Consider the following 22389-nt stretch of genomic DNA (forward strand, 5'->3'; position numbering starts at 1 on the left):
TTTCAGCTCGCCCGCGCCAACGCCGCCGCGTCCGGCCCGGCCGGAAAGCGGAGCTGTCCCGAAACATCGTTCGCGGCCTGCCACACGGCTTCGGCGACATCAGTTTCCTTCGTTACCAGCGCGGGCGTCGCGAATCCGGCAAAGATCGGCCCCGCAAAAGCGGCATAGGCCTCGGGAATGAGATCCTCGACGCGCAGCTCGGTGTTGTGGGCAAAGCGCGTGCTCGGTGCATAGCCGGGCTCGACAAGCTTGACCCTGACATCGAACGCGCCAAGCTCATGGGCCAGCGACCCGGTAAAGCCCTCGATCGCCATCTTGCTTGCGGTGTAGGCAGCGGCCAGCGGCATCGGCGCCAGCGTGACGCTCGAAGTGACATTGACGACCACGCCCGACCGCCGCGCACGAAACTTAGGGATCACCGCCTGGGTCATCGCCATCACGCCGAAGGTGTTGGTCTCAAACAGCTTGCGCACATGCTCCATCGGCATCGCCTCGAAGGCGCCGACGAGGCCGATGCCCGCATTGTTGACGAGCACGTCGATCGGGCCGCTGGCGTCGAGCGCTGCGGTAATGCTCTCGTCATCGGTCACATCGAGCGGCAGGACGCGCATCCGCTCCGTGCGCGGCAGGATGCCTTCGCGCGGATTGCGCATGGTGGCAACGACATTCCAGCCCAAGGCATGGAAGTGGCGGGCGGTCTCCAAGCCATAGCCTGACGAGCAGCCGGTGATCAGTACGGTTTTCATGGACTTTTTCCTGATTGATGTTGACGCCACGAAAATACCGTCCAAAATCCGGACTATCATCAACCGCTGGTCCTATATTCATTGGCAATAGTCTTGATATGACCGACCCCCTCGCCCAAATCATCGAACTGCTCCAGCCCCGTACCGTGTTCTCGAAGGGGATCAGCGGTGCCGGGCGCTGGGGCATCCGCTACTCCGAATTCGGCCAGCCTGGTTTCTGCGCGGTGCTCGAAGGCAGCTGTCGCCTCGCCGTTGACGGTGAGGCGCCCGTCACGCTCGAACAGGGCGACTTCGTGCTTTTGCCGGCCACCCCTGCCTTCACCATGTCCGGTTTCGAACCTGTGGCGCCAAGGCGTATCGATCCCAAAACGACGCCTGCACCCACGGAGGAGGTTCGCCATGGCCGGCAATATGGCCCGGCTGATGTCCGCTTGCTCGGCGGCTATTTCGTTTTCGGTTCTCCCGATGCGGCACTGCTGGTGTCGCTGCTGCCAGCGATGGTCCATATCAGCGGTGTCGAGCGGCTTTCGACACTGGTGCGGCTCGTCGGCGAGGAAGCTGGCCAGCACAATGACGGCCGCGACCTCGTGCTCGGCCGACTGGTCGAGATCCTGCTGATCGAGGCGCTCAGGGCAAGCCGGGCAAAGGGCTCGCCGCCCGGCTTGCTCAGCGGGCTGGCCGACGCAAGGGTGTCAGGGGCGATGCGGCAGATGCACGGCGATCCGCAGCGGCCGTGGACCGTGGCCGAGCTCGCCGGCGAGGCCGGCCTGTCCCGCTCGGCCTTTTTCGACCGCTTCACGCGCACCGTCGGGCTCAGGCCGATGGAATATCTGCTCGCCTGGCGCATGGCGCTCGCCAAGAACCTTCTCAGCGGCAAGGCGATAGCGCTGGACGAGGTCGCGCGCCAGGTCGGTTACGGCTCAGCCAGCACCTTCAGCACCGCCTTCAGCCGCCACGTCGGGCAATCGCCGGGCCGCTACGCGCGCAGCGATCGGCACGGCTGAGAGGCTTGCAACAATGGCAAGTCGCCCCTGCCCTAATGCGGGAAATCCAGGCCCATTTCGCGATAACGTTCGGGGTCGTCGCCCCAGTTCTCGCGCACCTTGACGAACAGGAACAGGTGCACCTTCTGTTCCAGAATGCCTGCGATTTCCATGCGCGAGGCCTGACCGATGGCGCGGATCGTCTCGCCCTTGTGGCCGAGCACGATCTTTTTTTGGCTGTCGCGCTCGACATAGATGACCTGCTGGATGCGCACCGAACCGTTGGGCAGCTCTTCCCACTTCTCGGTCTCGATATGCGACGAGTAGGGCAGCTCCTGGTGAAGGCGCAGGTACAGCTTTTCGCGCGTTATCTCGGCGGCGAGCTGGCGCATCGGCAGATCGGAGATCTGATCCTCGGGATAATACCACGGCCCTTCGGGCAAGCGCTTGGCGAGGAAATCGAGCAGGTCCTTGCAGCCCGAGCCGGTCAGCGCCGAGACCATGAAGGTGCTTTCGAAGTTGACGGCCTCGTTGGCCGTCGCCGTCAGCTTGAGCAGCGCTTCGGGATTGACCCGGTCGACCTTGTTCAGGATCAGGATCTTGGGTTGGCGCACGTCCTTGAGCCGTTCGAGGATGGCGGCGGCATCACCCTTGATGCCGCGCTCGGCGTCGATCAGCACCAAGATCAGGTCGGCGTCCTTGGCCCCGCCCCAGGCGGTGGTCACCATCGCCGTATCGAGACGCCGCTTCGGCTTGAAGATGCCGGGCGTGTCGATGAATACGATCTGGGCATTGTCGTGGGTGGCGATGCCGCGCACGATGGCGCGCGTGGTCTGCACCTTGTGGGTGACGATCGACACCTTGGCGCCGACAAGCTTGTTGACCAGCGTCGACTTGCCGGCGTTCGGCGCGCCGATCAGCGCGACAAAACCCGAACGGGTGGCACCCGTTTCAGGCGTAGCGGTTTCAGGGGCATCGGTCACGATGCGGTCTCCTCATGCTTCCAAACGCCCTCACGCACCAAAAGGGCGGAAGCTGCGTTCTGCTCGGCCTCGCGCTTGGAGCGACCGGTGCCGGTGGCGGGCAAAAATTTGCCGACCCGCACGCTCACCGAAAAGACGGGGTCGTGGTCAGGGCCGGTACGGCTTTCGATCTTGTAGGCAGGCACTGCTGTCGACGCCTGATGCGCCCATTCCTGCAATTCGGTCTTGGGGTCGCGGCGTGCCGCACCCGCGGCCTCGGCGCGCGGCTTCCAGTACTTATGGATGAAACGCTTGGCCGCATCCAGCCCGCCGTCGAGATAAATGACGGCGATCAGCGATTCAAGCGCATCCGCACGCAGGTTGACGCGCTTGCGATCGGCAAGATTGCGCACTTCCGAGCCAGCACGGATCAGATCGGCGAGCCCGATCTCGTCGGCGATCTGGGCCAGTGCCTCGGCATTGACGAGCGCGTTGAGCCGGACCGAAAGCTCGCCTTCTGGCGCTTCCGGAAAATCAGCAAGCAGCATGTCGGCAACAGCAAGCCCGAGCACCCGGTCGCCCAGGAACTCGAAACGCTCATAGTCGACGCCTGCGTTGGCGCTGCGCGCGCTGCCATGCGTCAGCGCCCGTTGCAGGCGCTGATGGTCGCGGAAGATATGGCCGGTGCGAAGTTGCAACGCATCGGCGAGTTCCGTGGCGGTGAGCCGTTTGCCTGCCATGCCTATCGGACGAAGTTGAACAGGCGCGAGCCGCGCATCTCGGTCGGCCACTTCCAGATTTCCAGCGGGCTTGCGCCATTGGCGATCGAGAAGAAGATGATGTTGGCGCGGCCGACAAGGTTCTCGGCCGGCACGAAACCGACGTTGAAGCGGCTATCGGTCGAGTTGTCGCGGTTGTCGCCCATCATGAAGAAATGGCCTTCGGGCACGAGGAACTCACGCGTGTTGTCGCCGATCGAATCCGGCGTCAGGTCCAGCGTGTCATAGGAAACGCCGTTCGGCAGGGTCTCGCGATAGACGTCGACCGGGCGATTGACCTCGGTGATATCGGGATTGTCGATCTGGCCGACCTTTTCGCGCGGCACGGCGGTGCCATTGATGTAGAGCTGGCCTTCCTTCATCTGGATGCGATCGCCAGGCAGGCCGACGACGCGCTTGATGTAGTCGAGCGAAGGATTGGGCGGGAACTTGAAGACAACCACGTCGCCACGCTCAGGGTCGGAGCCGAAGATACGGCCGGAAAACAGGTTGGGCGACAAAGGCAGCGAATAGCGCGAAAAGCCGTAGGCCCATTTGGTGACGAACAGATAATCGCCCTCGAGCAGCGTCGGCCGCATCGAGCCGGACGGGATCGAGAACGGCTGGAACAGCAGCGTCCTGATCACCAAAGCAAGCAGCAGCGCCTGGACGATGACGCTGACGGTTTCGCCAAGCCCGCCGGACTTCTTCTGTTTTTCAGCCACGCTCATATCGTCCTCGATTGTAGGTCGCGATGGGTATAAGGGCTCGCCGTCGCGGGGGCAATGTCTCAGCCGCCGCCAAAACCCTAAGATAGTGGCGGTTGTTCGACGGGCACGGCCTCGATGATCACAAAGGCTTGCGCGAGCGGAAAATCGTCGGTGATTGTCAGGTGAACCACGGCGCGATGGCCTGCGGGCACCATGGTTGCCAGGCGCTTGGCCGCCCCGCCGGTCAGTTCCATGGTCGGCCGGCCGCCCGGCATGTTGACCACGCCCATCTCGCGCCAGAACACGCCTTCGGCAATTCCGCAGCCCAGCGCCTTGGAGCATGCTTCCTTGGCGGCGAAACGCTTGGCATAAGAGGCCATGCGTCCACGGCGGCCCTCGGCGCGCTCCTGCTCGACCTCGGTGAAGATGCGCTGGATAAAGCGCTCGCCGTGGCGGGCGATCGATTTTTCGATCCGCCTTATGTCGATCAGGTCGCTGCCGATGCCTAGGATCATCTAGATGTTCCGGCTGCCCGGCTTGATCGCCGGGATCGCCGCCAGTTCCGGCGGCAGCTGGTCGGCCGGATAGGCCGGCACTTCATATTCCGCCAGCGCGATCAACGGCACGCCGACATCGGACTTGCCGGCCGAACGGTCGATGATGCAGGCGGCAGCCACAACCTCAGCACCGAGTTCCTTCAGGCACTCGATGGTCTCGCGGATCGAAAGACCAGTGGTGACGATGTCCTCGACGATGACGACACGGGCGCCCTTTTCGATCTCGAAACGGCGCAACCGGAAGGTGCCCTGCTCGCGCTCGACCCAGATCGCCGGCACCTTGAGATGCCGTGATGTCTCATAGGCCGGGATCAACCCGCCGATCGCGGGGCCGACGACGTAGTCGATGTCGCCCGCAACCTCGGCGCGGATCTTTTCGGCCAGCGCCTTGCACAGCGTTTCGGTCTTGTCGGCATGCATGAACACCCGCGCCTTTTGCAGGAACACCGGGCTGCGCAGGCCAGACGTCAGGATGAAATGCCCTTCCAGCACCGCACCGGCCGAACGGAAAATGTCCAGAACTTCGCTCGTTTGCATCTTTGTCTTTCCTGTCGTCAGCCCAGCCCGCTTGCCTCACCCGTTGACGCGGCGGGCATCGCTGACGCTGGAGTTGTCCTTGAGCTGGGAAATCAGCCGGTTCAAGTGCTTCAAATCCCAGACTTCGAGATCGAGCAGCATTTCGGTGAAATCGGGGGCTGTGCGTATCATCGACAGCGTATGGATGTTGGCGTCATTGGCCGCCACCACCTGGGTGATATCGGCGAGCGAGCCCGGCGCGTTGATCGCCGTCACCGAAAGCCGCGCTGGAAAGCGCTCCTTCGAGCCCTCGTCGAGGTCCCAGCGCACGTCGATCCAGCGCTCAGGCTGGTCGTCGAAGGCCATCAGCGACGGCGACTGGATCGGATAGATGGTGATGCCCGAGCCCGGCTGCATGATGCCGACGATGCGGTCGCCGGGCACCGCCCCTTCGGGTGCGAAGCGCACCGGCAGGTCGCCGCCGACACCACGGATCGGCACGGCAGCACCTTGCGCCTTGCTTTCCTTGCGCTGCGTCGACGAACGGCCAGGAATCTGAAACAGCATGCCGGCGGCATTGCGGATCTTCGACCAGCCTTCCTCGCGCGGCTTTGGCGGGTGGGTGATGCGCTCTTCCTTGTAGTCGGGGAAGACAGCGCGGACGACGTCATTGGACGCCAATTCGCCACGGCCGACCGACGCCAGCACATCTTCGACGTCCTTGCGCGCCAGCCGGGGCAGCACCGACTTCAGGCTGTCCTTGGAGAATTTCTTGCCGGCACGCTCGAAGGTGCGTTCGAGAATGCGAGTGCCAAGCCCCGAATATTGCTTGCGGATGGCGTTCTTGGTCGCACGCCGTATCGCCGAGCGCGCCTTGCCGGTGACCACGATCGATTCCCACGCCGCCGGCGGCACCTGCGCCTTGGAGCGGATGATCTCGACCTCGTCGCCGTTCTTGAGCTCGGTGACCAGCGGCATCACCCGGCCGTTGACCTTGGCGCCGACGCAGGTGTCGCCGACATCGGTATGCACCGCATAGGCAAAATCGATCGGCGTAGCCCCCCGCGGCAGCGCGATCAGCATGCCCTTGGGGGTGAAGCAGAAGACCTGGTCCTGGAACAGCTCGAGCTTGGTGTTTTCGAGGAAATCCTCGGAGTCGCCATCGGCGAGCTGCTCGATCGTCCGCCTGAGCCAGGCATAGGCGTTGGTTTCCTTGGAGATTGAGTGGGCAGCGCCGTTGGTCTTGGTGATGTTGTCCTTGTAGATCGAGTGCGCCGCGACACCGTATTCGGCGATCTTGTTCATCTCGCGGGTGCGGATCTGCAGCTCGATGCGCTGGCGCGAGGGGCCAACGATGGTGGTGTGGATCGAGCGGTAGTCGTTCTGCTTGGGCGTCGAGATGTAATCCTTGAAGCGCCCCGGCACCATCGACCAGGTGGTGTGGATCGCGCCCAGCGCGCGATAGCAATCGGCAACGGAATCGACGACCACGCGGAAGCCGAAAATGTCTGACAGCTGCTCGAACGACAGTGCCTTGGTCTCCATCTTGCGGAACACCGACCACGGCTTCTTCTGCCGGCTCGTCACGTCCGCCTTGATGTCGTATTTTTCGAACTGCGCCGACAGCGCCTTTTCGATGTCGACGAGCACACCCTTGCTGCGCTCGGACATTTCGGCCAGCCGCTCGGTGACGGTGCGGTAGGCCTCAGGATTGATGTAGCGGAAAGCGAGCTCTTCCAGCTCCTCGCGCATGCCTTGCATGCCCATGCGGCCGGCCAGCGGCGCATAGATATCCATCGTCTCTTCGGCGATGCGCAGGCGTTTGCCCTCGGGCACATGGTGCAGCGTGCGCATGTTGTGCAAACGGTCGGCGAGCTTGACCAGAAGCACGCGCACGTCTTCGGAGATCGCCAGCAGAAGCTTGCGCAGGTTTTCCGCCTGCTCGGCTTTCTTGGAAACAAGGTCGAGTTTCTTGAGCTTGGTCAGCCCCTCGACCAGCTTGCCAATATCGGGACCAAACAGCTCGTCGATCTCGTCACGGGTCGCGCTGGTGTCTTCGATCGTGTCGTGCAGCAGGGCAACCGCGATCGTCGCCTCGTCGAGATGCATGTCGGTGAGGATCGCCGCCACTTCAAGCGGGTGCGAAAAATACGGATCGCCCGACGCACGCTTCTGATGGCCATGCTTTTGCATGGCGTAGACATAGGCCTTGTTGAGCAGCGCCTCGTTGACGTCAGGCTTGTAGCGCTGGACGCGCTCGACAAGCTCATACTGACGCATCATGGGCAGCTTCCTGGAACTCGAAATGAATCATGCGCCGCAAGGGCTTGCGACGCATGTGATAGATAACCACTGATGTGGCGGCGCGGAAGTACCGATTGGCGTGAGTTTCGCGCGACGCGATACCTTTTTGGCTTCTTTGGATCAGTGGGCCAAAGTTTGTTCGATAACTCGCCCTGCCGAGGGAGATGGCTTGGTTTTCGAGACCCGGAGCGGAGCGTACTTAAGTACGTGAGCACCGGAAGCGCAGAAAACCGAGGCAGATGCCCGGCAGGGTAGAGTTAGCGTCAAACTCTTAGTAGTCGTCGCTCTTTTCGGGAGCGACAAGGCTCTCGATGCCGGCGAGCAGGTCTTCTTCCGACATGCGGTCGAAGTTGATGTTTTCTTCGGCTTCGTTGTCGACGGCGGAAGCGGTGGCCTGGTCGGCGGGCTCGGGAGCCTCCGGCTCCGGCTCGTCGATTTCGACATGCTTCTGCATCGAATGGATCAGGTCTTCCTTGAGATCGTCGGGCGAAAGCATTTCTTCAGCGATTTCGCGCAGCGCAACGACCGGGTTCTTGTCGTTGTCGCGAGGAAGCGTGATCTGGGCGCCCTGCGAGATCTGGCGGGCGCGATGACCGGCGAGCAGAACGAGCTCAAAGCGGTTGTCGACCTTGTCAATGCAGTCTTCAACGGTTACGCGGGCCATGAAGTGCCCCTTTCATGCATGGATTTGACGGAAAGCTGGCGCGTGCCTTAACCTGAAAGGCCGCGCAATTCAAGCATGAAGCCTGCACTGCCCGTGAACTGACCAAATCCTGGCATCTATCCACCCACGATTTATTTACTGCCCCACTACCCTCCCCCTCTTGGAATGGCACGCTGCGGGCGATATTTCCGACATTGGGGCAAGACATTGATTTGGGGGGAACGGGCGCTCGGTTCAGCGTATTTGGCGACAGCCTATTTCAACAAGGATATTTTCCTATGTTTGATCCTCGCGAGAAAATCGCACTTTTTATCGACGGCGCTAATCTCTACGCGACGTCCCGCGCTCTCGGCTTCGACATCGACTACCGCAAATTGCTTTCCAGCTTCCAGAAGCGCGGCTATCTGCTGCGCGCCTATTATTACACCGCGCTCGTCGAGGATCAGGAATACTCCTCGATCCGCCCGCTGATCGATTGGCTCGACTATAACGGCTTCAAGGTCGTCACCAAGCCGGCCAAAGAGTTCACCGACGCCACCGGCCGACGCAAGATCAAGGGCAATATGGACATCGAGCTGACTGTCGATGCCCTCGAACTCGCCGATGTCGTCGACCACTATGTCATCTTCTCGGGCGACGGCGATTTCCGCACGCTCGTCGAAGCGTTGCAGCGCCGTGGCCGCAAGGTCTCGGTAATCTCGACCATGGCCTCGCAGCCGCCGATGATTTCAGACGATCTGCGCCGCCAGGCCGACCATTTCATCGATCTTGTGACACTCAAGGCCGAGATCGGTCGCGAGCCCTCCGAGCGACCGGTCCGCAAGATCGACCCGGCCGAACCGACGCCAGAAGACATTTGATGCACAGTCCCCAGCCCGCACTCCCGGTCGATCCCGACCGGGATTGCCCGCTCTGCCCGCGCCTGCACGATTTCATTGCCAGCTGGCGGCAGCGCGAGCCGGGCTGGTATAACGCGCCGGTACGTTCCTTCCTGCCACCCGAGGGCGAGGATGCCGTGCGTTTCCTGATCGTCGGGCTGGCGCCTGGCGTTCGCGGGGCAAACCGCACCGGCCGCCCCTTCACCGGCGACTATGCCGGCGACCTGCTCTACTCAACGCTCAAGCGTTTCGGCATGGCGCGCGGCGAGTTCGAAGCGCGGCCGGACGACAGCCTGGAATTGATCGGCACGGCCATCACCAACGCCGTGCGCTGCGTGCCGCCCGACAACAAGCCGGTTGGCGCCGAGATCAACACCTGCCGCACCTTCCTGGTGCCGACGATCGCGCGCTTTCCCAATCTGAAAGCGATCCTGACGCTCGGCTCGATCGGCCATCAGTCGACTGTGCGAGCGCTTGGCGCACGCGTAGCGGCCGTACCGTTCAAGCATGGCGCCCGCCAGGATGTCGGCAATCTCGCGGTGTTTTCGAGCTACCACTGCTCGCGCTACAACACCAACACCGGTGTCTTGACGGAACAAATGTTCGTCAATGTTTTCCGTGACGTAGCCGAATTCCTGGAGAAATAGCGCCTTCGCAGACGAGTTGGAAACAGGCTTGCCTCGTTTCGTCCTCAATCCAAGGCTGCAGTAATCGCGTCACGAAGCTCCTCACCAGCGATCGGTTTGTGCAGAATCCGGTTCCCGCTGGCGCTCACCTCTTGCAGCCGCGATGGCGAGGTGTCGCCGGTGACGATAATGGCTGGAACAGCGCGACCAATATAGGCGCAAAGAACCTGTATTGCGTCCAGGCCGGTGGCGCCATGAGCCAGGCGGTAGTCGGAAATGATCAGATCGACCGGCGCGTTGCCGTGCCCGCAGGCCTGTAGATGGATTTTTTGCACCTCTTTGGCAGATCTGCCTGCGTAGACACGATGACCATCCAGTTTGAGCAGCTGCACCATGGCATCGAGAACGTCTCCTTCGTCTTCCACCACCATGATGCCTGCGGCCATAGCGTTGGTGGGTATCTCTGCGCGGGACAGAGGGGACGTCGTCGCAGCTTGAGGAACCGCGACAGAAAACGTCGAACCGCGCCCAAGCGCGGACCTCAGCTTCAGCGGGTGTTTGAGCAATTCGGCGGTGCGGCGAACGATGGCGAGACCTAGCCCAAGGCCCTGGGTCCGATCCCGCCCCGGGTTCTGCAGCTGCACGAACTCCTCGAAAACCGTAACCTGCTGATCAAAAGGGATACCGGGGCCGGTGTCCAAGACTTGGATTTCCACCAAACCGCCGCGCCTGCGGCAACCCAGCAGAACTCCACCCTCCTTGGTGTAGCGAAAAGCGTTCGAAAGCAGGTTGTTGAGGATGCGTTTGAGCATCATCGGGTCGCTTTCGACCGACAGGTCGCTGTCGACCACCCGCCATTGAAGACCACGCTGTTTCGCCTCCGCGGCAAATTCGTCGCGGAAATTGCGGAAGAGTTCGCGCAAGCCCACCGCCTCTTTTGAAACGGTGACAATACCGGCGTCGAGCTTGGAGATATCGAGCAAGGCGTTCAGGAGCCCGCTCAGGTTGCCAATGATGGATTTCGCCCTGCCCGCCAGGTCGAGAGCCTGGCTGGACGGTACGTCGCCGCGCTGCCCGAGCACCGCGACAGTCGACACGAGCAGGCTCAGGGCATGGATCGGCTGGCGCAGATCATGGCTGGCTGCCGCCAGAAAACGTGTCTTGGCGCGATCCGCGGCCTGCGCACGGTCGCGCTCTTCTTCCAGATGCTCGACGAGCCTTTCATTTTCCAGGCGCAAGCCGATGGTCTCGCGCAGCATGCGGTATGCGACGCGGCCATAGTAGAAATTGATGACCACGAGGGACACGAGCAGGAACAGGAATCCGGCGGAAATGCTGCTTCCGGATGTCATGACGCGCGCGGCGACAGGCAAAACCGTGGCGAGGATCGAACCTACCAGTGCAGGGGGAAAAGCTGAAAGCGACGGCACCGTGCCGCAGACAAGGCCGGTCAAAACGACAACCGTGAAAGAAAGCAACAAAGGCTCTTCAGGAAGGAAGCCTACCCAACCGAATATGCCCCACAGCAAGCCCGAGACCGAGGAAAATCCAGCTGCGAGCCATGCCCACCGCAAGATGGATGCCGAATCGCGCGTGCGGCTGAAAAAACGGCGGGACGCGACCACGCGAATGGCCGTCAGCAGATAAAGCGCACCGAGCCATCCAGCCAGCCAAGTCGTGGAAATGCCGCTGCTCAGGACATATACGGCCGCGAGAGAAATGACGACGTTGGAGATGACGACGCCATAGGAGTTGCGATACAGAAGCTCGACGAGAGCCTGTCGAATCTTGTCTTCCTGCATCGGTCCCCTCCAAATGCCAGACGAAGATCATCCAGCGTCCTTCCCAAGGCGTGTTGATCTAAAGGAAATTTGTTTCCCATACGTTGGCAATCATGGAACTTGCACCGCTGCCTCATGAATGGTGATCAGATGAACCGCCCCTTCACCATCATTATCGCCGACGACCACGCCATTGTGCGCGAGGGGTTGAAGCTACTGATCTCGACGATGGAGAACATGTCGGTCGTGGCTGAAGCCGCCGACGGCGAGGCTCTGCTGGAGCTCATACGAAACATGCGCGCCAACCTCTTGATCCTCGATCTCGGCATGCCGGGCGTTGCCGGGCTCCAGTTTATTGCCGACATAAAGGCACTGGCGCCTCGCATGAACATTCTGGTCCTGACAGCGAATATCGAACCGAGAACGGTACGCGCGGCCCTTTCGGCCGGCGCCAGTGCTTACCTGACCAAGGACGGCAACCCCGAGGAACTCGGTGCGGCCATCGAAGCAGTCAGGAACGGAGACACCTATCTGGCGCAAACCGTACGCTTTGCGATCAGCGAGCCGACCCGAAACAGCAGGCCACAGGCTGCGCAGGAAATCCTCTCGCCGGTGCCGCTGACCCGGCGGGAGCGAGAAATCCTGATGCTCGTGGCGCAAGGACTGACTGCCCGTCAAATCGCCGAGCGATTGGGCATCAGCCCGGCGACGGCGCGCAAGCATCGCGAAAACCTGATGGGCAAGCTCAATCTCCATAGTGCCGCCGAACTGACCGCCTATGCGGTGCGCTTGGGAATGCCCACGACATGACATCGGCGCGCCGCTTCCGCAGCCGCAATCCCGTGTAAATATCTGCTTAACCAACAATAGATTAGCCAAAACCGAGCGCGATCCAAATACGGCATCTGCCGTATGTTTTCTGCCGTGAGCCGAGCCTATTCCTCCCCCCGGTCTTGATCGTCCGGGAGGAACCTTGATGACGTCGCTGGAGTTGTGGATTCCGTTCGCTGTCGCAACGCTTGCCTTCGCATGCATGCCTGGGCCGGCGATATTGTACATGACCGCCCAGACCGTCGCCCTTGGCCGCAGGGCTGGATTGATGGCTGCACTTGGCGTTCATATTGGCTGCTATGCCCACATCATCGCTGCCGCGATCGGCCTCGCTTCGCTGATGGAGCAAGCGCCCATGGCCTATGCGGCGATCAGGCTTGCCGGCGCGGCCTATCTGGTCTGGCTCGGCCTCACCATGTTCCTTGGCTGGAGCAGGACCACCAACGAAGCAGGAGGTCGAGCTTCAAACACCTTGCGCGACAGCATCGTGGTGGAGGTTCTCAATCCAAAGACGGCGCTGTTTTTCCTGACCTTTCTTCCGCAGTTCGTCGACCCGGCTGCCGCTTTTCCGCTTTGGCTGCAGTTCGTGACGCTCGGCATTCTCGTCAATCTCGTCTTTTCCATCGCCGATTTGGCAGCAGTCGGCATCGCCTCGCTCACCATTGCCCGCTTTGCGTCGGGCGGAGCCGGCCGGATCGTCCCCAAGGCCTGCGGTTCAATCCTCATTGGCCTTGGCGTGGCGCTCGTCAGCCAGCAGATGTGACCTTTTCCAATGGTGCATTGGCATGGTCGCGTTGCTCGCAAAGATTGTTGTGCCGTTGATACAGGTCAATGTTGTTTTGGTTCATTGGGCTCAATTGAATACGTAAACCACTAGGAGCTGGAACCATGAGCAGTACCCCGAATTCACATCGATCATCTGCCCGGCTTGTCATTCCAGCCTTCGCTGCCCTCTATGAAAAAATCGCCCAGCCGCTGAGCTGGGTGGTTCTTCGCGTGTTGGTGGGTGGCGCGCTGATGGTCGAGGGATGGCCGAAAATCCTGGCACCCTTCGCGCAGACCGGCTTCGTCGAGAGTATTGGCTTCTACCCCGGCTGGCTCTGGTCGCCATTGCTTGCAGCGATGCAGTTCTTCGGCGGAATAGCGCTTGCGATCGGCTTCATGACACGTCCGGTCGCCCTCGCAAATGCTGTCATGTTGGCCATAACCTGGTGGTTCCACTATACGCATCCTTACGGCGATGCCTTCCTCACCCAGGCAGGAATCGATGCCTTGAAGGCGGGTGGCGATACGCTTTTCACGCCAGATGGCGCCAAGAGATTGGCAGACGGCGGCACAGCCCTCTTGCATCAGGTGCAAGACAAGGCGGAATTCCTGTCAGCCATCTGGGCCGCCGCGGTCCTGTTGTTTGCCGGATATGGCGGAGGACCGCTCTCGGTGGATCGCACCCTTCTCAAGCGAGAGTTCTAGGACACGCAGCGACGCACGAACTGCTCGTCGCTCGCAATGCGGGCGGCGGACTTCCAACCATCTGACTTCAGCTACGCCACGGCAACGAATTGAGCTGGCCACGCTATACACTGCGTGGACCAGCGCATTCGAGCCGCTGTGCCATACCTGCCGAACACCCTTGCGTTTTCGCGAATTGCCATCGGGAATTTCCGAATTTTCCGCGATTGCGCGGAATTTCCGCGGGTTTCACTCCGCATTCCTCCAATGTTTTGACCTTGAACGCGTGCCGCGAAGGCTCCCGCGCGCAACCCCGGCGTGCTTGACGCAACGGTAGTCGGATGAAACACTCATCCGTAAGTAAGGTATACATTCCATTATTATGGATTTTGCGGGAGGAACTAGAGAAATGAAAAGCATGATGCGCATAGCCGCTTCGCTCGCAACGGTTTTGCTGGGGGGAACCAGCCTTGCATGGGCGGAGCCGGTGAAGGGTGGCGTCATCGATGTCGCCACCATTGGCGAGCCCCCGACGCTCGACCCCATGGCCAGCGCCACCGACATCGTCGGCATGATCAGCCAGCATATCTTCGAGACGCTTTTCACCTTCGACAAGAACTGGAGTGTGACGCCGCTGCTCGCCGCCGAACTGCCGAAGCTCAGCGACGACGGCAAGATCTACGAAATCAAGCTGCGCGAAGGCATCACCTTCCACGATGGCAGCGCCATGGATTCGGAAGACGTGGTGGCTTCTCTGAAGCGCTGGCTGGAAGTTGCGTCGCGTGGCAAGCAGGTTGCGCCGCTGGTCGCCGATGTGTCGGCGCTCGACAAGCTGACGGTGCGCATCGCGCTCAACAAGCCTTATGCGCCGCTGCCGGCATTGCTTGCCTTCAACAATGCCGCAGCCGTGATCCTGCCGGCGGAAGACCAGGCCAATCCACTCAAGGAAGTGGTCGGCACCGGCCCTTACAAGCTCAAGGAACGCAAGCCCGACCAGTATATCCAGCTCGTCCGCTTCGACGGCTACAAGTCGCGCGACGGCGAACCCGACGGTTACGGCGGCGCCCGCAAGCAATATCTGGATGAAATCCGCTTCGTGCCCGTTGCCGATCCCAATACCCGCATCGAGGGCGCTGTCTCCGGTCAGTTCGCCTATGTGGACTCACTGCCGGTCGAGCAGTTTTCGCAGATCCAGGCTGGAAAATCCGAACCCGTGCTTCTCGAGCATTTCGGCTGGCCGATGATCCGCATGAACGCCAAGGAAGGCGTGCTCAAGGACATGCGCGTGCGCAAGGCGGTGCAGCTTGCGCTGAACGAGAGCGACATGCTGGCCGCTGCCTTCGGCGACACCAAATTTTATGCCGTCGACGGCGCCATGTATCCGGAAGGCTACCCCTGGCGGACCGATGCCGGCGTCCAGGGCAACTACAATGTCGGCGACCCGGAGCAAGCCAAGGCAAAGCTTCAGGAGGCAGGGCTAAGCTCCCCTGTGCAGCTCCGGATCCTGACCAGCCGCCAGTACGAGTTCCATTACAAGATGGCGCAGGTGGCGGCGGAATATCTGAAGCTCGCCGGCTTCGACGTGAAGATGGAGGTCGTCGACTGGGCCACACTGGTGCAGCAGATCCAAAACCCGGCGTCGTGGGATATCTTCATCACCCACAGCCCGTTCCTGCCGGAACCGGCCCTCATCAACATCTTCTCGCCGACCTCCGTCGGCTGGTGGGATACGCCTGACAGCAAGGCTGCGATCGATGCCCTCAATGCAACGTCCGATCCGGCCGAGCGCGTCAGACTGTGGCAGACGGTGCAGGAAGTGATCATGACGGAAGCACCGATGATCAAGATCGGCAACTTCAGCGCACTTTCGGCGAAGTCACCCAAGATGCAGGGTTTCCAGCCTTCACCATGGCCGGCGTTCTGGAATGTCCATCTGGAACAGTAATCGTTGACTTATCCCCCGGGGGGCCTGCCTCCCGGGAACATTTTTCCCCTACCAGGTATGGACACCATCATGACTGCCGCAGCCGAACAGGTCTTGCCCGCCGAGACCGCCAGGAAAATCGACGCTCTCCTCATGCCATGGACGGACGGCGCATCGCCAGGCATAGCGGTCGCGGTCACACGCGGCGAAGCGGTTTACCGGCGTTGCGTAGGTCTGGCCGACATCGCGCACGCGGTTCCGCTTTCCGCCAAAACGGTGATCCGTATCGCCTCGCAGAGCAAGCAGTTCACTGTGCTGTTGACCCTGATGATGGAAGCGGAAGGCAAGCTTTCCCTCAACGATGATGTGCGCGACCACTGTCCCTGGCTGCCGCCCTACGAGCATCGCATCACGCTCCGGCATCTCGCCGCCAACACCAGCGGGCTGCGCGATATTCTCGACACCATGATCTTGGGCGGCATCCCGATCCTGGCGCCCTCTTCCCGCGCCGCCGCGCGTGCCATTGTTGCGCGGCAAAGGGGTGTGAACTTCGCGCCTGATACAGATCTGCTCTACAGCAACAGCAATTTCCTGCTTCTGTCGGAAATCCTGGAACAGGTCTCCGGCCTCAGCTTCAACGAATTGCTTCGGCAACGCATCACCGGCCCGCTCGGCATGCACGACACACGGCTGATGGTGCGCGACGACGAGATTTATCCGCGACTGGCAACCCATCATCGCCGTGGACCGGACGGCGGCTGGCTCAAGGCCGCATGGGGGATAGCCATCGGCGGCGAAGGCGGCCTCATTTCCACACTCGACGACATGATCCGCTGGCAGAACAATCTGCGTTCGCCCAAGGTCGGCACGTCCGAAATGATCGCCGGCATGGAAGCGCCTGGCGCCACCATCAACGGCATTCCCTCCCATTACGGACTGGGCCTGGTGACCAGCAGCCATCGCGGGCTTCGCTGCGTCGGGCATGGCGGATGGATCGCCGGCGGGAAGTCGGAATCGTTCCGCATCCCAGAGAAGGACCTGGGCGTTGTCGTCCTCGCCAACCATGACGACTTCGCGCCCTACACGCTGACGCGGCAGATCGCCGACATCGTGCTCGGATATGAGCCCAGCCGACCTTTGTCGCCAGCCGCCATCGATTCTCTTGCGGCGATGGCAGGCACCTATCGGGAGGACGGCAGCAGCGCGCTGCTGCGCATCGACGATGCCGGCCCGCACCCGACACTGATTGGCAGCATGGGCGCGATGGACCTTGAAGAGATTGCGCCGGGCCGTTTCCGCCCCCGCGCGGCGATGCCTCCCTACGAGCTTTTCCTGACGGCCGGCGGCACGATCGAAACCGAAAAATTCGGGCGCCGCCGCATCTTCGGGCGCATCCCTGACCGAGCCGCGACTGGGAATGTGCACGGAACGGGGTCTTACGCCGACGCATCGAGCGGCCTCGAAGCCAATGTCCATGACAGCGAGAACGGCATGCGCATGCAGTTGCGGTCGCCATTCGGAGCGGTTGAACTTCGACTGGAGCGCTGCGACCACGACATGTTCCTTGCCCATCCGGCAAGCGCGGAGACCCATGACGCCTGGCGCGCCGCTCCCTGGCAGCTTCCCTGGCTGTTCAGTGTGCGCTGCCTGCCGGACGCACTCATTCTCAACAGCGACCGCAGCGCCGACATCGTTCTGGCGCGTGTGCGGATGGGGTAACCCAGTCCCTGCCAGGACTGGCGTCGAGACGCAGCATCGCCAGCGTGAGGCGGCGCTTGCGCTTGCGAATCCGCAAGCTTTTTCCTTCGGCGCACCGGGCAAGCGCCGGGTTTTGCACAGCTTGCGGCATCGCATTGGTCGACATGACGAAGTCTTGCCCACCTCCGCTTGACGAAACCCAATGCCGGTGAGATAGTAATCCATAACTAAGACATAGATTACATAGTAATGTAACAACTGGGAAGGGGACCAAGCATGAAACACATGACCAAGATCGCCATTTCGCTGGCCGCGATGTTGCTGCCGGCGACAGGCGTTGCGTGGGGGCAGTCCAAGGGTGGGGTGATCGACGTCGCCACCATCGGCGAGCCGCCGACGCTCGACCCGATGGCTTCCACCGCCGATCTGGTGGGCATCGTCACCCAGCACATCTACGAAACGCTCTATACCTTCGATAAGGATTGGGGCGTCACGCCGCTGCTCGCCGCCGACATGCCGCAGATCTCGGCCGACGGCATGACCTACACGATCGCGCTGCGCACCGGCATCAAGTTCCACGACGGCTCGGACATGAACGCGGCCGACGTCGTTGCGTCGCTGCAGCGCTGGATGAAGGTCGCAACGCGCGGCAAGCAGACAGCGGAGACTGTGAGCAGCATCGAAGCCGTCGATGACAACACCGTCAAGGTCACGCTCAAGAAGCCATTCGCGCCGCTGCTTTCGCTTTTGTCGCTGAACAATGCCGCGGCAATCATCATCCCTTCGGAAGTCGCCGCTCAGGACCCGCTGACCAGCTTCGTTGGCACCGGCCCCTACATGCTGAAAGAGCGCAAGCCCGACCAGTTCATCCAGCTCGCCCGCTTCGACGGCTACAAGTCGCGCGACGGCGAGTCGAACGGCTATGGCGGCGCCCGCAAGCAGTATCTCGACGAGATCCGCTTCGTGCCTGTGCCCGATCCGAACACCCGCATCGAAGGCGCGGTGTCTGGCCAGTTTACCTATGTCGACTCGCTGCCGGTGGAATCCTTCGACAAGATTTCGGGCGGCAAGACCGCGCCCGTCCTGCTGAAGCCGTTCGGCTGGCCGGTGTTCTTCATGAACACCAAGGAAGGGTTGAACTCCGACATCAAGATCCGCAAGGCGATCCAGGCAGCGCTCGCACCCAAGGACATGATGCTTGCGGCGTTCGGTTCGGAGGATTTCTTCTCCATCGACGGCGCCATGTATCCGGAAGGCTACAAGTGGCACAGCGAAACCGGCACCGAGCCCTACAAGCCCGAGGGTGACACCGCAGCCGCCGCAGCCCTGCTCAAGGAAGCAGGCTATGACGGCTCCAAGCCACTGCGCATCCTGACCAGCCGCCAGTACGAATTCCACTACAAGCTGGCACAGGTCGCAGCGGAATATTTGAAGGCTGCCGGCTTCAAGGTGCAGTTGGACGTGGTCGAATGGGCAACGCTGACCAAGAACCGCACCGATGCGGCCTTGTGGGACATCTACATCACCCACAGCCCGTTCCTGCCCGAGCCATCCTTGACCGGTTTCATGTCCGATACAGCGCCAGGCTGGTGGGTTTCCGACAAGAAGCGTGAGGTTCTCGGCGCTTTCAACGCGGAATCCGACCCAGCCAAGCGTGTCGCCTTGTGGCCAGCCGTGCAGCAGGTCGTCTACGACGAGGTTCCTGCCTTCAAGGTCGGCAATTTCAACGCGCTCGCCGCCCAGGCACCCAATCTGAAGGGTGTGACGCCGGCTCCGTGGCCTTACTTCTGGAACGCCTATCTCGAAACCAAGTGACGGACTTCCGCAGCCGTCGAAAGCTGGCGGCCTGATGTAGCTCCCTCTCCGGCCGTCTCCCGGCCACCTCTCCCCCCACTCGAAGGGGGAGAGGACGAGCCACGTCGTTACCGTCAGAAATCTAATTGAAGCCAGGACGTGAAAAGACAATGCTGCGTTCGATCATCAACAGACTGTTCGGCATGATCGTCGTTATGGCGATCGTCGTCACGATCGTCTTTGTCATCGTCCGCGTGACGCCCGGCGATCCCGCCGCGGTCATGCTTGGCCCCGAGGCCACCGCCGCGGATATCGCAGAACTGCGCACCAAGCTCGGTCTCGACGGCTCCATTCTCCAACAGTTCGGGCACTACGTCTTCGGCATCGTGCAGGGCGATTTCGGCCAGTCGATCTTCCTCAATCAGCCCGTCACCGAAGCGCTGGCACAGCGCGCCGAGCCGACCTTCTTCCTGACGATCTTCTCGCTGCTGATCGCCACTGCAATCGCACTTCCGGTCGGCATCCTCTCCGCCTATTGGCGCGGTTCTATTTTCGATCAGGTGGCAACGACCGTCGCCATGTTCGCCGCGAGCATCCCGAGCTTCTGGCTCGGGCTTTTGCTGATGCAGTTTTTCGCCGTCAAACTCGGCTGGTTCAACACGTCGGGTTATGGCGGTCCTGGCGCTTCGCTCGGCGAACGGCTCAACCATCTGGTGTTGCCGGCCTTGGCGCTCGGCCTCGTCAGCTCGGCTTTGATCACCCGTTTCACCCGCGCTTCGATGCTTGACGTGCTGAACGACGATTACGTTCGCACCGCCCGCTCGAAAGGCATGAGCGAATGGCGCGTGGTGCTCAAGCATGCCTTCAAGAACGCACTGATCCCGATCCTCACCGTGCTCGGCCTGACCGCGGCACTGCTGATCTCGGGTGCGGTGGTGACTGAAACCGTGTTCGGCCTGCCGGGCGTCGGAAACCTCGTCGTGTCCGCCGTCCTGCGCCGCGACTATCCCGTCATCCAGGGCGCGCTGCTGGTGATCGCCGGGCTCTATGTTCTGGTGAATTTCGGCATCGACATGCTCTATCTGATGGTCGACCCAAGGGTGCGCTACTGATGGCCGCGATCTCCACTCCACTCCAGAGCGAACCCGGCCTGCTGTCGCGCCTCATCACCCGGCGCACCTCGCTGATCGGCCTCATCGTCCTCGCCATTCTTGCGCTGGCAGCGATCCTGGCGCCGCTGATTGCGCCCTATTCGCCAACGAAGCTCTCCATCGCCAACCGTCTGCACGCGCCCTCGATGCAGTTCCTGTTCGGCACCGACGATCTCGGCCGCGATGTCTTCACCCGCATGCTTTATGCCGCACAGGTCTCGCTGTCGGTTGGTTTCGCAGTCGTCGTGCTGGCCTCGGTCATCGGCATCGTTCTGGGGCTAACCTCCGGCTTCTTCCGCAAGGCGGATGCACCGGTCTCGCGCCTCATCGACGCCATGATGGCCTTCCCGGACATCCTGCTTGCCATCGCGCTGGTCGCAGCCCTCGGCGCCTCGGCCACCAATGTCATCATCGCGCTTGGCATCGTCTACGCACCACGCCTGGCGCGTGTCGTGCGGGCATCGACTTTGGTCATCCGCGAACTGCCCTATGTCGAGGCGGCACGCGCGCTTGGCGTGCCAACGCCGGTGATCCTGGTGCGGCACGTGCTGCGCAACGTCACCTCGCCGCTTCTGGTGCAAGGCACCTTCATATTCGCCAACGCCATCCTGGCGGAAGCCGGCCTCTCCTTCCTCGGCGTCGGCATTTCGCCCGACGTTCCGACCTGGGGCACGATGATCAGCGTCGGCCGCCAATACATGGATCAGGCGCCGTGGATCATGATGTATCCCGGCGGCGCCATCGTCATCACCGTTCTGTCGCTGCAACTGGTCGGCGACGGGCTGCGCGACCTCCTCGACCCGCGCCTGGCAAAGGACATCTAGAGCGACATGATCGGCAATCGTTTCCCCAAGGCCGAGCGGCCACTGCTCATCAAGGGCGCCAGGCCCATCGGCTTCGACAAGGCGTTCGGCCAGCCCATCGATGTCCTCATCGGCACGGACGGGCGCATCGCCGAGATCGGCGGATCGATCGCCGTCGGCGACGATGCGCGCACGCTCGACGCCAAGGGCGCCTGGATGTCGCCCGGATGGACCGACCTCCATGTTCACGTCTGGTATGGCGGCACCGACATTTCGCTGAAGCCGACGCAATGTGGCGCAGCACACGGCGTCACCACCATGGTCGATGCCGGCTCGGCCGGCGAAGCCAATTTCCACGGCCTGCGCGAATTCATCATCGAGCCGGCCAGGGAAAATATCTACGCCTTCCTCAATCTCGGTTCGATCGGACTGGTTGCCTGCAACCGGGTCAGCGAACTGATGGACATGCGCTCGATCGACATCGACCGCACCATCGCCACCGTCGAAGCCAACCGCGATGTTATCGTCGGGCTGAAGATACGCGCCAGCCATGTCATCACCGGCGGCTGGGACCTGACGCCGGTCAAGCTCGGCAAGAAGCTCGGCCGCATCCTCAAGCTGCCGATCATGGTGCATGTCGGCGAGCCGCCTCCCCTCTATGATGACGTGCTGGGCCTGCTCACCGAAGGCGACATCGTCACCCATTGCTTCAACGGCAAGGCCGGTGGCTCGATCATCGAGGACGAAGACCTCTACCGGCTGGCCGAACAGGCAGCCGCGCGCGGCATCGTGCTCGATGTCGGCCATGGCGGCGCCTCGTTCTCCTTTGACGTCGCCAAGGCCGCACTCGAGCGCGGCCTGCCGCCGAAAACGATCTCGACCGATCTGCACAATCGCTCGCAAGACGGCGCGGTGTGGGACATGGCGACCACGATGTCGAAGCTCCTGTCGCTCGGCATGAAGATGGAAGACGTGGTGACCGCCTCGACGACGGCGCCGCGCCGCGCCATCGGGCTCAACGCCGACGGCCTGCTGGAAAAGGGCAAGCCAGCCGAATTCACGCTGTTCGACGTCGTCGATTCCGACGTGACGGTGAAGGATTCGCAAGGCGCCACCAGCGCGCTCCACCGCATGTTCGAACCGCGCCACGCCATCCTCGGTGCCGAGCCGATCGTCGCGCATCGCTACATTCCGCCGGCGCGCGGTGGCGGCGAACCCCATGCCTGTCCTCATTGCGGATGGAAATCATGACCG

At 61.9% G+C, this 22389-nt stretch carries 21 protein-coding genes; 12 read left to right on the plus strand and 9 right to left on the minus strand.

What is annotated here, in order from left to right:
• Nucleotides 1-2: 2 nt before the first annotated feature.
• Nucleotides 3-746 carry an SDR family oxidoreductase gene (locus AC1DLV_RS07205; RefSeq protein ID WP_476798861.1) on the minus strand — a complete coding sequence of 248 codons (744 nt, stop codon included), beginning with the start codon at nucleotides 744-746 and terminating at the stop codon, nucleotides 3-5.
• Nucleotides 747-844: 98 nt separating this feature from the next.
• Between AC1DLV_RS07205 and AC1DLV_RS07210 the strand changes: the two genes are divergently transcribed.
• Nucleotides 845-1750: an AraC family transcriptional regulator gene (locus AC1DLV_RS07210; protein ID WP_476798862.1), complete on the plus strand. Its 906-nt coding sequence runs from the start codon at nucleotides 845-847 to the stop codon at nucleotides 1748-1750.
• Between the two features lie 32 nt (nucleotides 1751-1782).
• Here the strand turns inward: AC1DLV_RS07210 and era are convergent, their stop codons facing one another.
• From era to rpoZ, 7 genes are all read right to left on the minus strand, one after another.
• A complete protein-coding gene (gene era / locus AC1DLV_RS07215; protein ID WP_476798863.1) occupies nucleotides 1783-2712 on the minus strand; it encodes a GTPase Era in 930 nt (309 codons plus the stop codon).
• Nucleotides 2709-3431: a ribonuclease III gene (gene rnc / locus AC1DLV_RS07220; RefSeq protein ID WP_476798910.1), complete on the minus strand. Its 723-nt coding sequence runs from the start codon at nucleotides 3429-3431 to the stop codon at nucleotides 2709-2711. The genes era and rnc overlap by 4 nt, the downstream gene beginning before the upstream one ends.
• Before the next feature lie 2 nt (nucleotides 3432-3433).
• Nucleotides 3434-4180, minus strand: coding sequence for a signal peptidase I (gene lepB, locus AC1DLV_RS07225; protein WP_476798864.1), 747 nt, complete (start codon nucleotides 4178-4180; stop codon nucleotides 3434-3436).
• Nucleotides 4181-4257: 77 nt separating this feature from the next.
• Complete coding sequence (gene acpS, locus AC1DLV_RS07230) at nucleotides 4258-4674, minus strand: holo-ACP synthase (protein WP_476798865.1); 417 nt, start codon at nucleotides 4672-4674, stop codon at nucleotides 4258-4260.
• Nucleotides 4675-5253, minus strand: a complete 579-nt coding sequence (pyrE, locus tag AC1DLV_RS07235; protein WP_476798866.1) for an orotate phosphoribosyltransferase — start codon at nucleotides 5251-5253, stop codon at nucleotides 4675-4677.
• 36 nt (nucleotides 5254-5289) lie between these two features.
• Complete coding sequence (locus AC1DLV_RS07240; protein WP_476798867.1) at nucleotides 5290-7515, minus strand: RelA/SpoT family protein; 2226 nt, start codon at nucleotides 7513-7515, stop codon at nucleotides 5290-5292.
• 292 nt (nucleotides 7516-7807) lie between these two features.
• The gene (gene rpoZ, locus AC1DLV_RS07245) at nucleotides 7808-8200 is read right to left on the minus strand and encodes a DNA-directed RNA polymerase subunit omega (RefSeq protein ID WP_476798868.1); all 393 of its coding nucleotides are present in this window, start codon (nucleotides 8198-8200) and stop codon (nucleotides 7808-7810) included.
• A 278-nt stretch (nucleotides 8201-8478) separates the two neighbouring features.
• On the opposite strand from rpoZ, the gene AC1DLV_RS07250 reads away from it, so the two are divergent.
• The gene (locus AC1DLV_RS07250; protein WP_476798869.1) at nucleotides 8479-9060 is read left to right on the plus strand and encodes a LabA-like NYN domain-containing protein; all 582 of its coding nucleotides are present in this window, start codon (nucleotides 8479-8481) and stop codon (nucleotides 9058-9060) included.
• Nucleotides 9060-9725, plus strand: a complete 666-nt coding sequence (locus AC1DLV_RS07255) for a uracil-DNA glycosylase (RefSeq protein WP_476798870.1) — start codon at nucleotides 9060-9062, stop codon at nucleotides 9723-9725. The genes AC1DLV_RS07250 and AC1DLV_RS07255 overlap by 1 nt, the downstream gene beginning before the upstream one ends.
• A 44-nt stretch (nucleotides 9726-9769) precedes the next feature.
• Here AC1DLV_RS07255 and AC1DLV_RS07260 read toward each other — a convergent pair whose 3' ends face one another.
• Nucleotides 9770-11506, minus strand: a complete 1737-nt coding sequence (locus AC1DLV_RS07260; RefSeq protein ID WP_476798871.1) for a hybrid sensor histidine kinase/response regulator — start codon at nucleotides 11504-11506, stop codon at nucleotides 9770-9772.
• A 129-nt stretch (nucleotides 11507-11635) separates the two neighbouring features.
• Here AC1DLV_RS07260 and AC1DLV_RS07265 point away from each other — a divergent pair, with 129 nt between their 5' ends.
• From AC1DLV_RS07265 to AC1DLV_RS07305, 9 genes are all read left to right on the plus strand, one after another.
• Nucleotides 11636-12295 (plus strand): response regulator, encoded by a 660-nt coding sequence (locus AC1DLV_RS07265; protein ID WP_476798872.1) that lies wholly within the window; start codon nucleotides 11636-11638, stop codon nucleotides 12293-12295.
• A 166-nt stretch (nucleotides 12296-12461) separates the two neighbouring features.
• Nucleotides 12462-13079 carry a LysE family translocator gene (locus tag AC1DLV_RS07270; RefSeq protein ID WP_476798873.1) on the plus strand — a complete coding sequence of 206 codons (618 nt, stop codon included), beginning with the start codon at nucleotides 12462-12464 and terminating at the stop codon, nucleotides 13077-13079.
• Between the two features lie 125 nt (nucleotides 13080-13204).
• On the plus strand, nucleotides 13205-13786 hold the full coding sequence (locus tag AC1DLV_RS07275) for a DoxX family protein (protein ID WP_476836136.1): 582 nt from the start codon (nucleotides 13205-13207) through the stop codon (nucleotides 13784-13786).
• 388 nt (nucleotides 13787-14174) lie between these two features.
• On the plus strand, nucleotides 14175-15710 hold the full coding sequence (locus AC1DLV_RS07280; protein WP_476798875.1) for an ABC transporter substrate-binding protein: 1536 nt from the start codon (nucleotides 14175-14177) through the stop codon (nucleotides 15708-15710).
• Between the two features lie 69 nt (nucleotides 15711-15779).
• Entirely contained in the window at nucleotides 15780-17408 is a 1629-nt protein-coding gene (locus AC1DLV_RS07285) for a serine hydrolase domain-containing protein (protein ID WP_476798876.1), read from the plus strand.
• Nucleotides 17409-17663: 255 nt separating this feature from the next.
• Nucleotides 17664-19202, plus strand: a complete 1539-nt coding sequence (locus AC1DLV_RS07290) for an ABC transporter substrate-binding protein (protein WP_476798877.1) — start codon at nucleotides 17664-17666, stop codon at nucleotides 19200-19202.
• A 149-nt stretch (nucleotides 19203-19351) separates the two neighbouring features.
• Entirely contained in the window at nucleotides 19352-20293 is a 942-nt protein-coding gene (locus AC1DLV_RS07295) for an ABC transporter permease (protein ID WP_476798878.1), read from the plus strand.
• Nucleotides 20293-21156 carry an ABC transporter permease gene (locus tag AC1DLV_RS07300; protein ID WP_476798879.1) on the plus strand — a complete coding sequence of 288 codons (864 nt, stop codon included), beginning with the start codon at nucleotides 20293-20295 and terminating at the stop codon, nucleotides 21154-21156. Before AC1DLV_RS07295 ends, AC1DLV_RS07300 begins: the two co-directional genes overlap by 1 nt.
• Nucleotides 21157-21162: 6 nt before the next feature.
• On the plus strand, nucleotides 21163-22386 hold the full coding sequence (locus AC1DLV_RS07305) for an amidohydrolase/deacetylase family metallohydrolase (RefSeq protein ID WP_476798880.1): 1224 nt from the start codon (nucleotides 21163-21165) through the stop codon (nucleotides 22384-22386).
• Nucleotides 22387-22389: the final 3 nt, after the last annotated feature.

It is taken from the genome of Aminobacter sp. 01T433, from assembly GCF_056398585.1.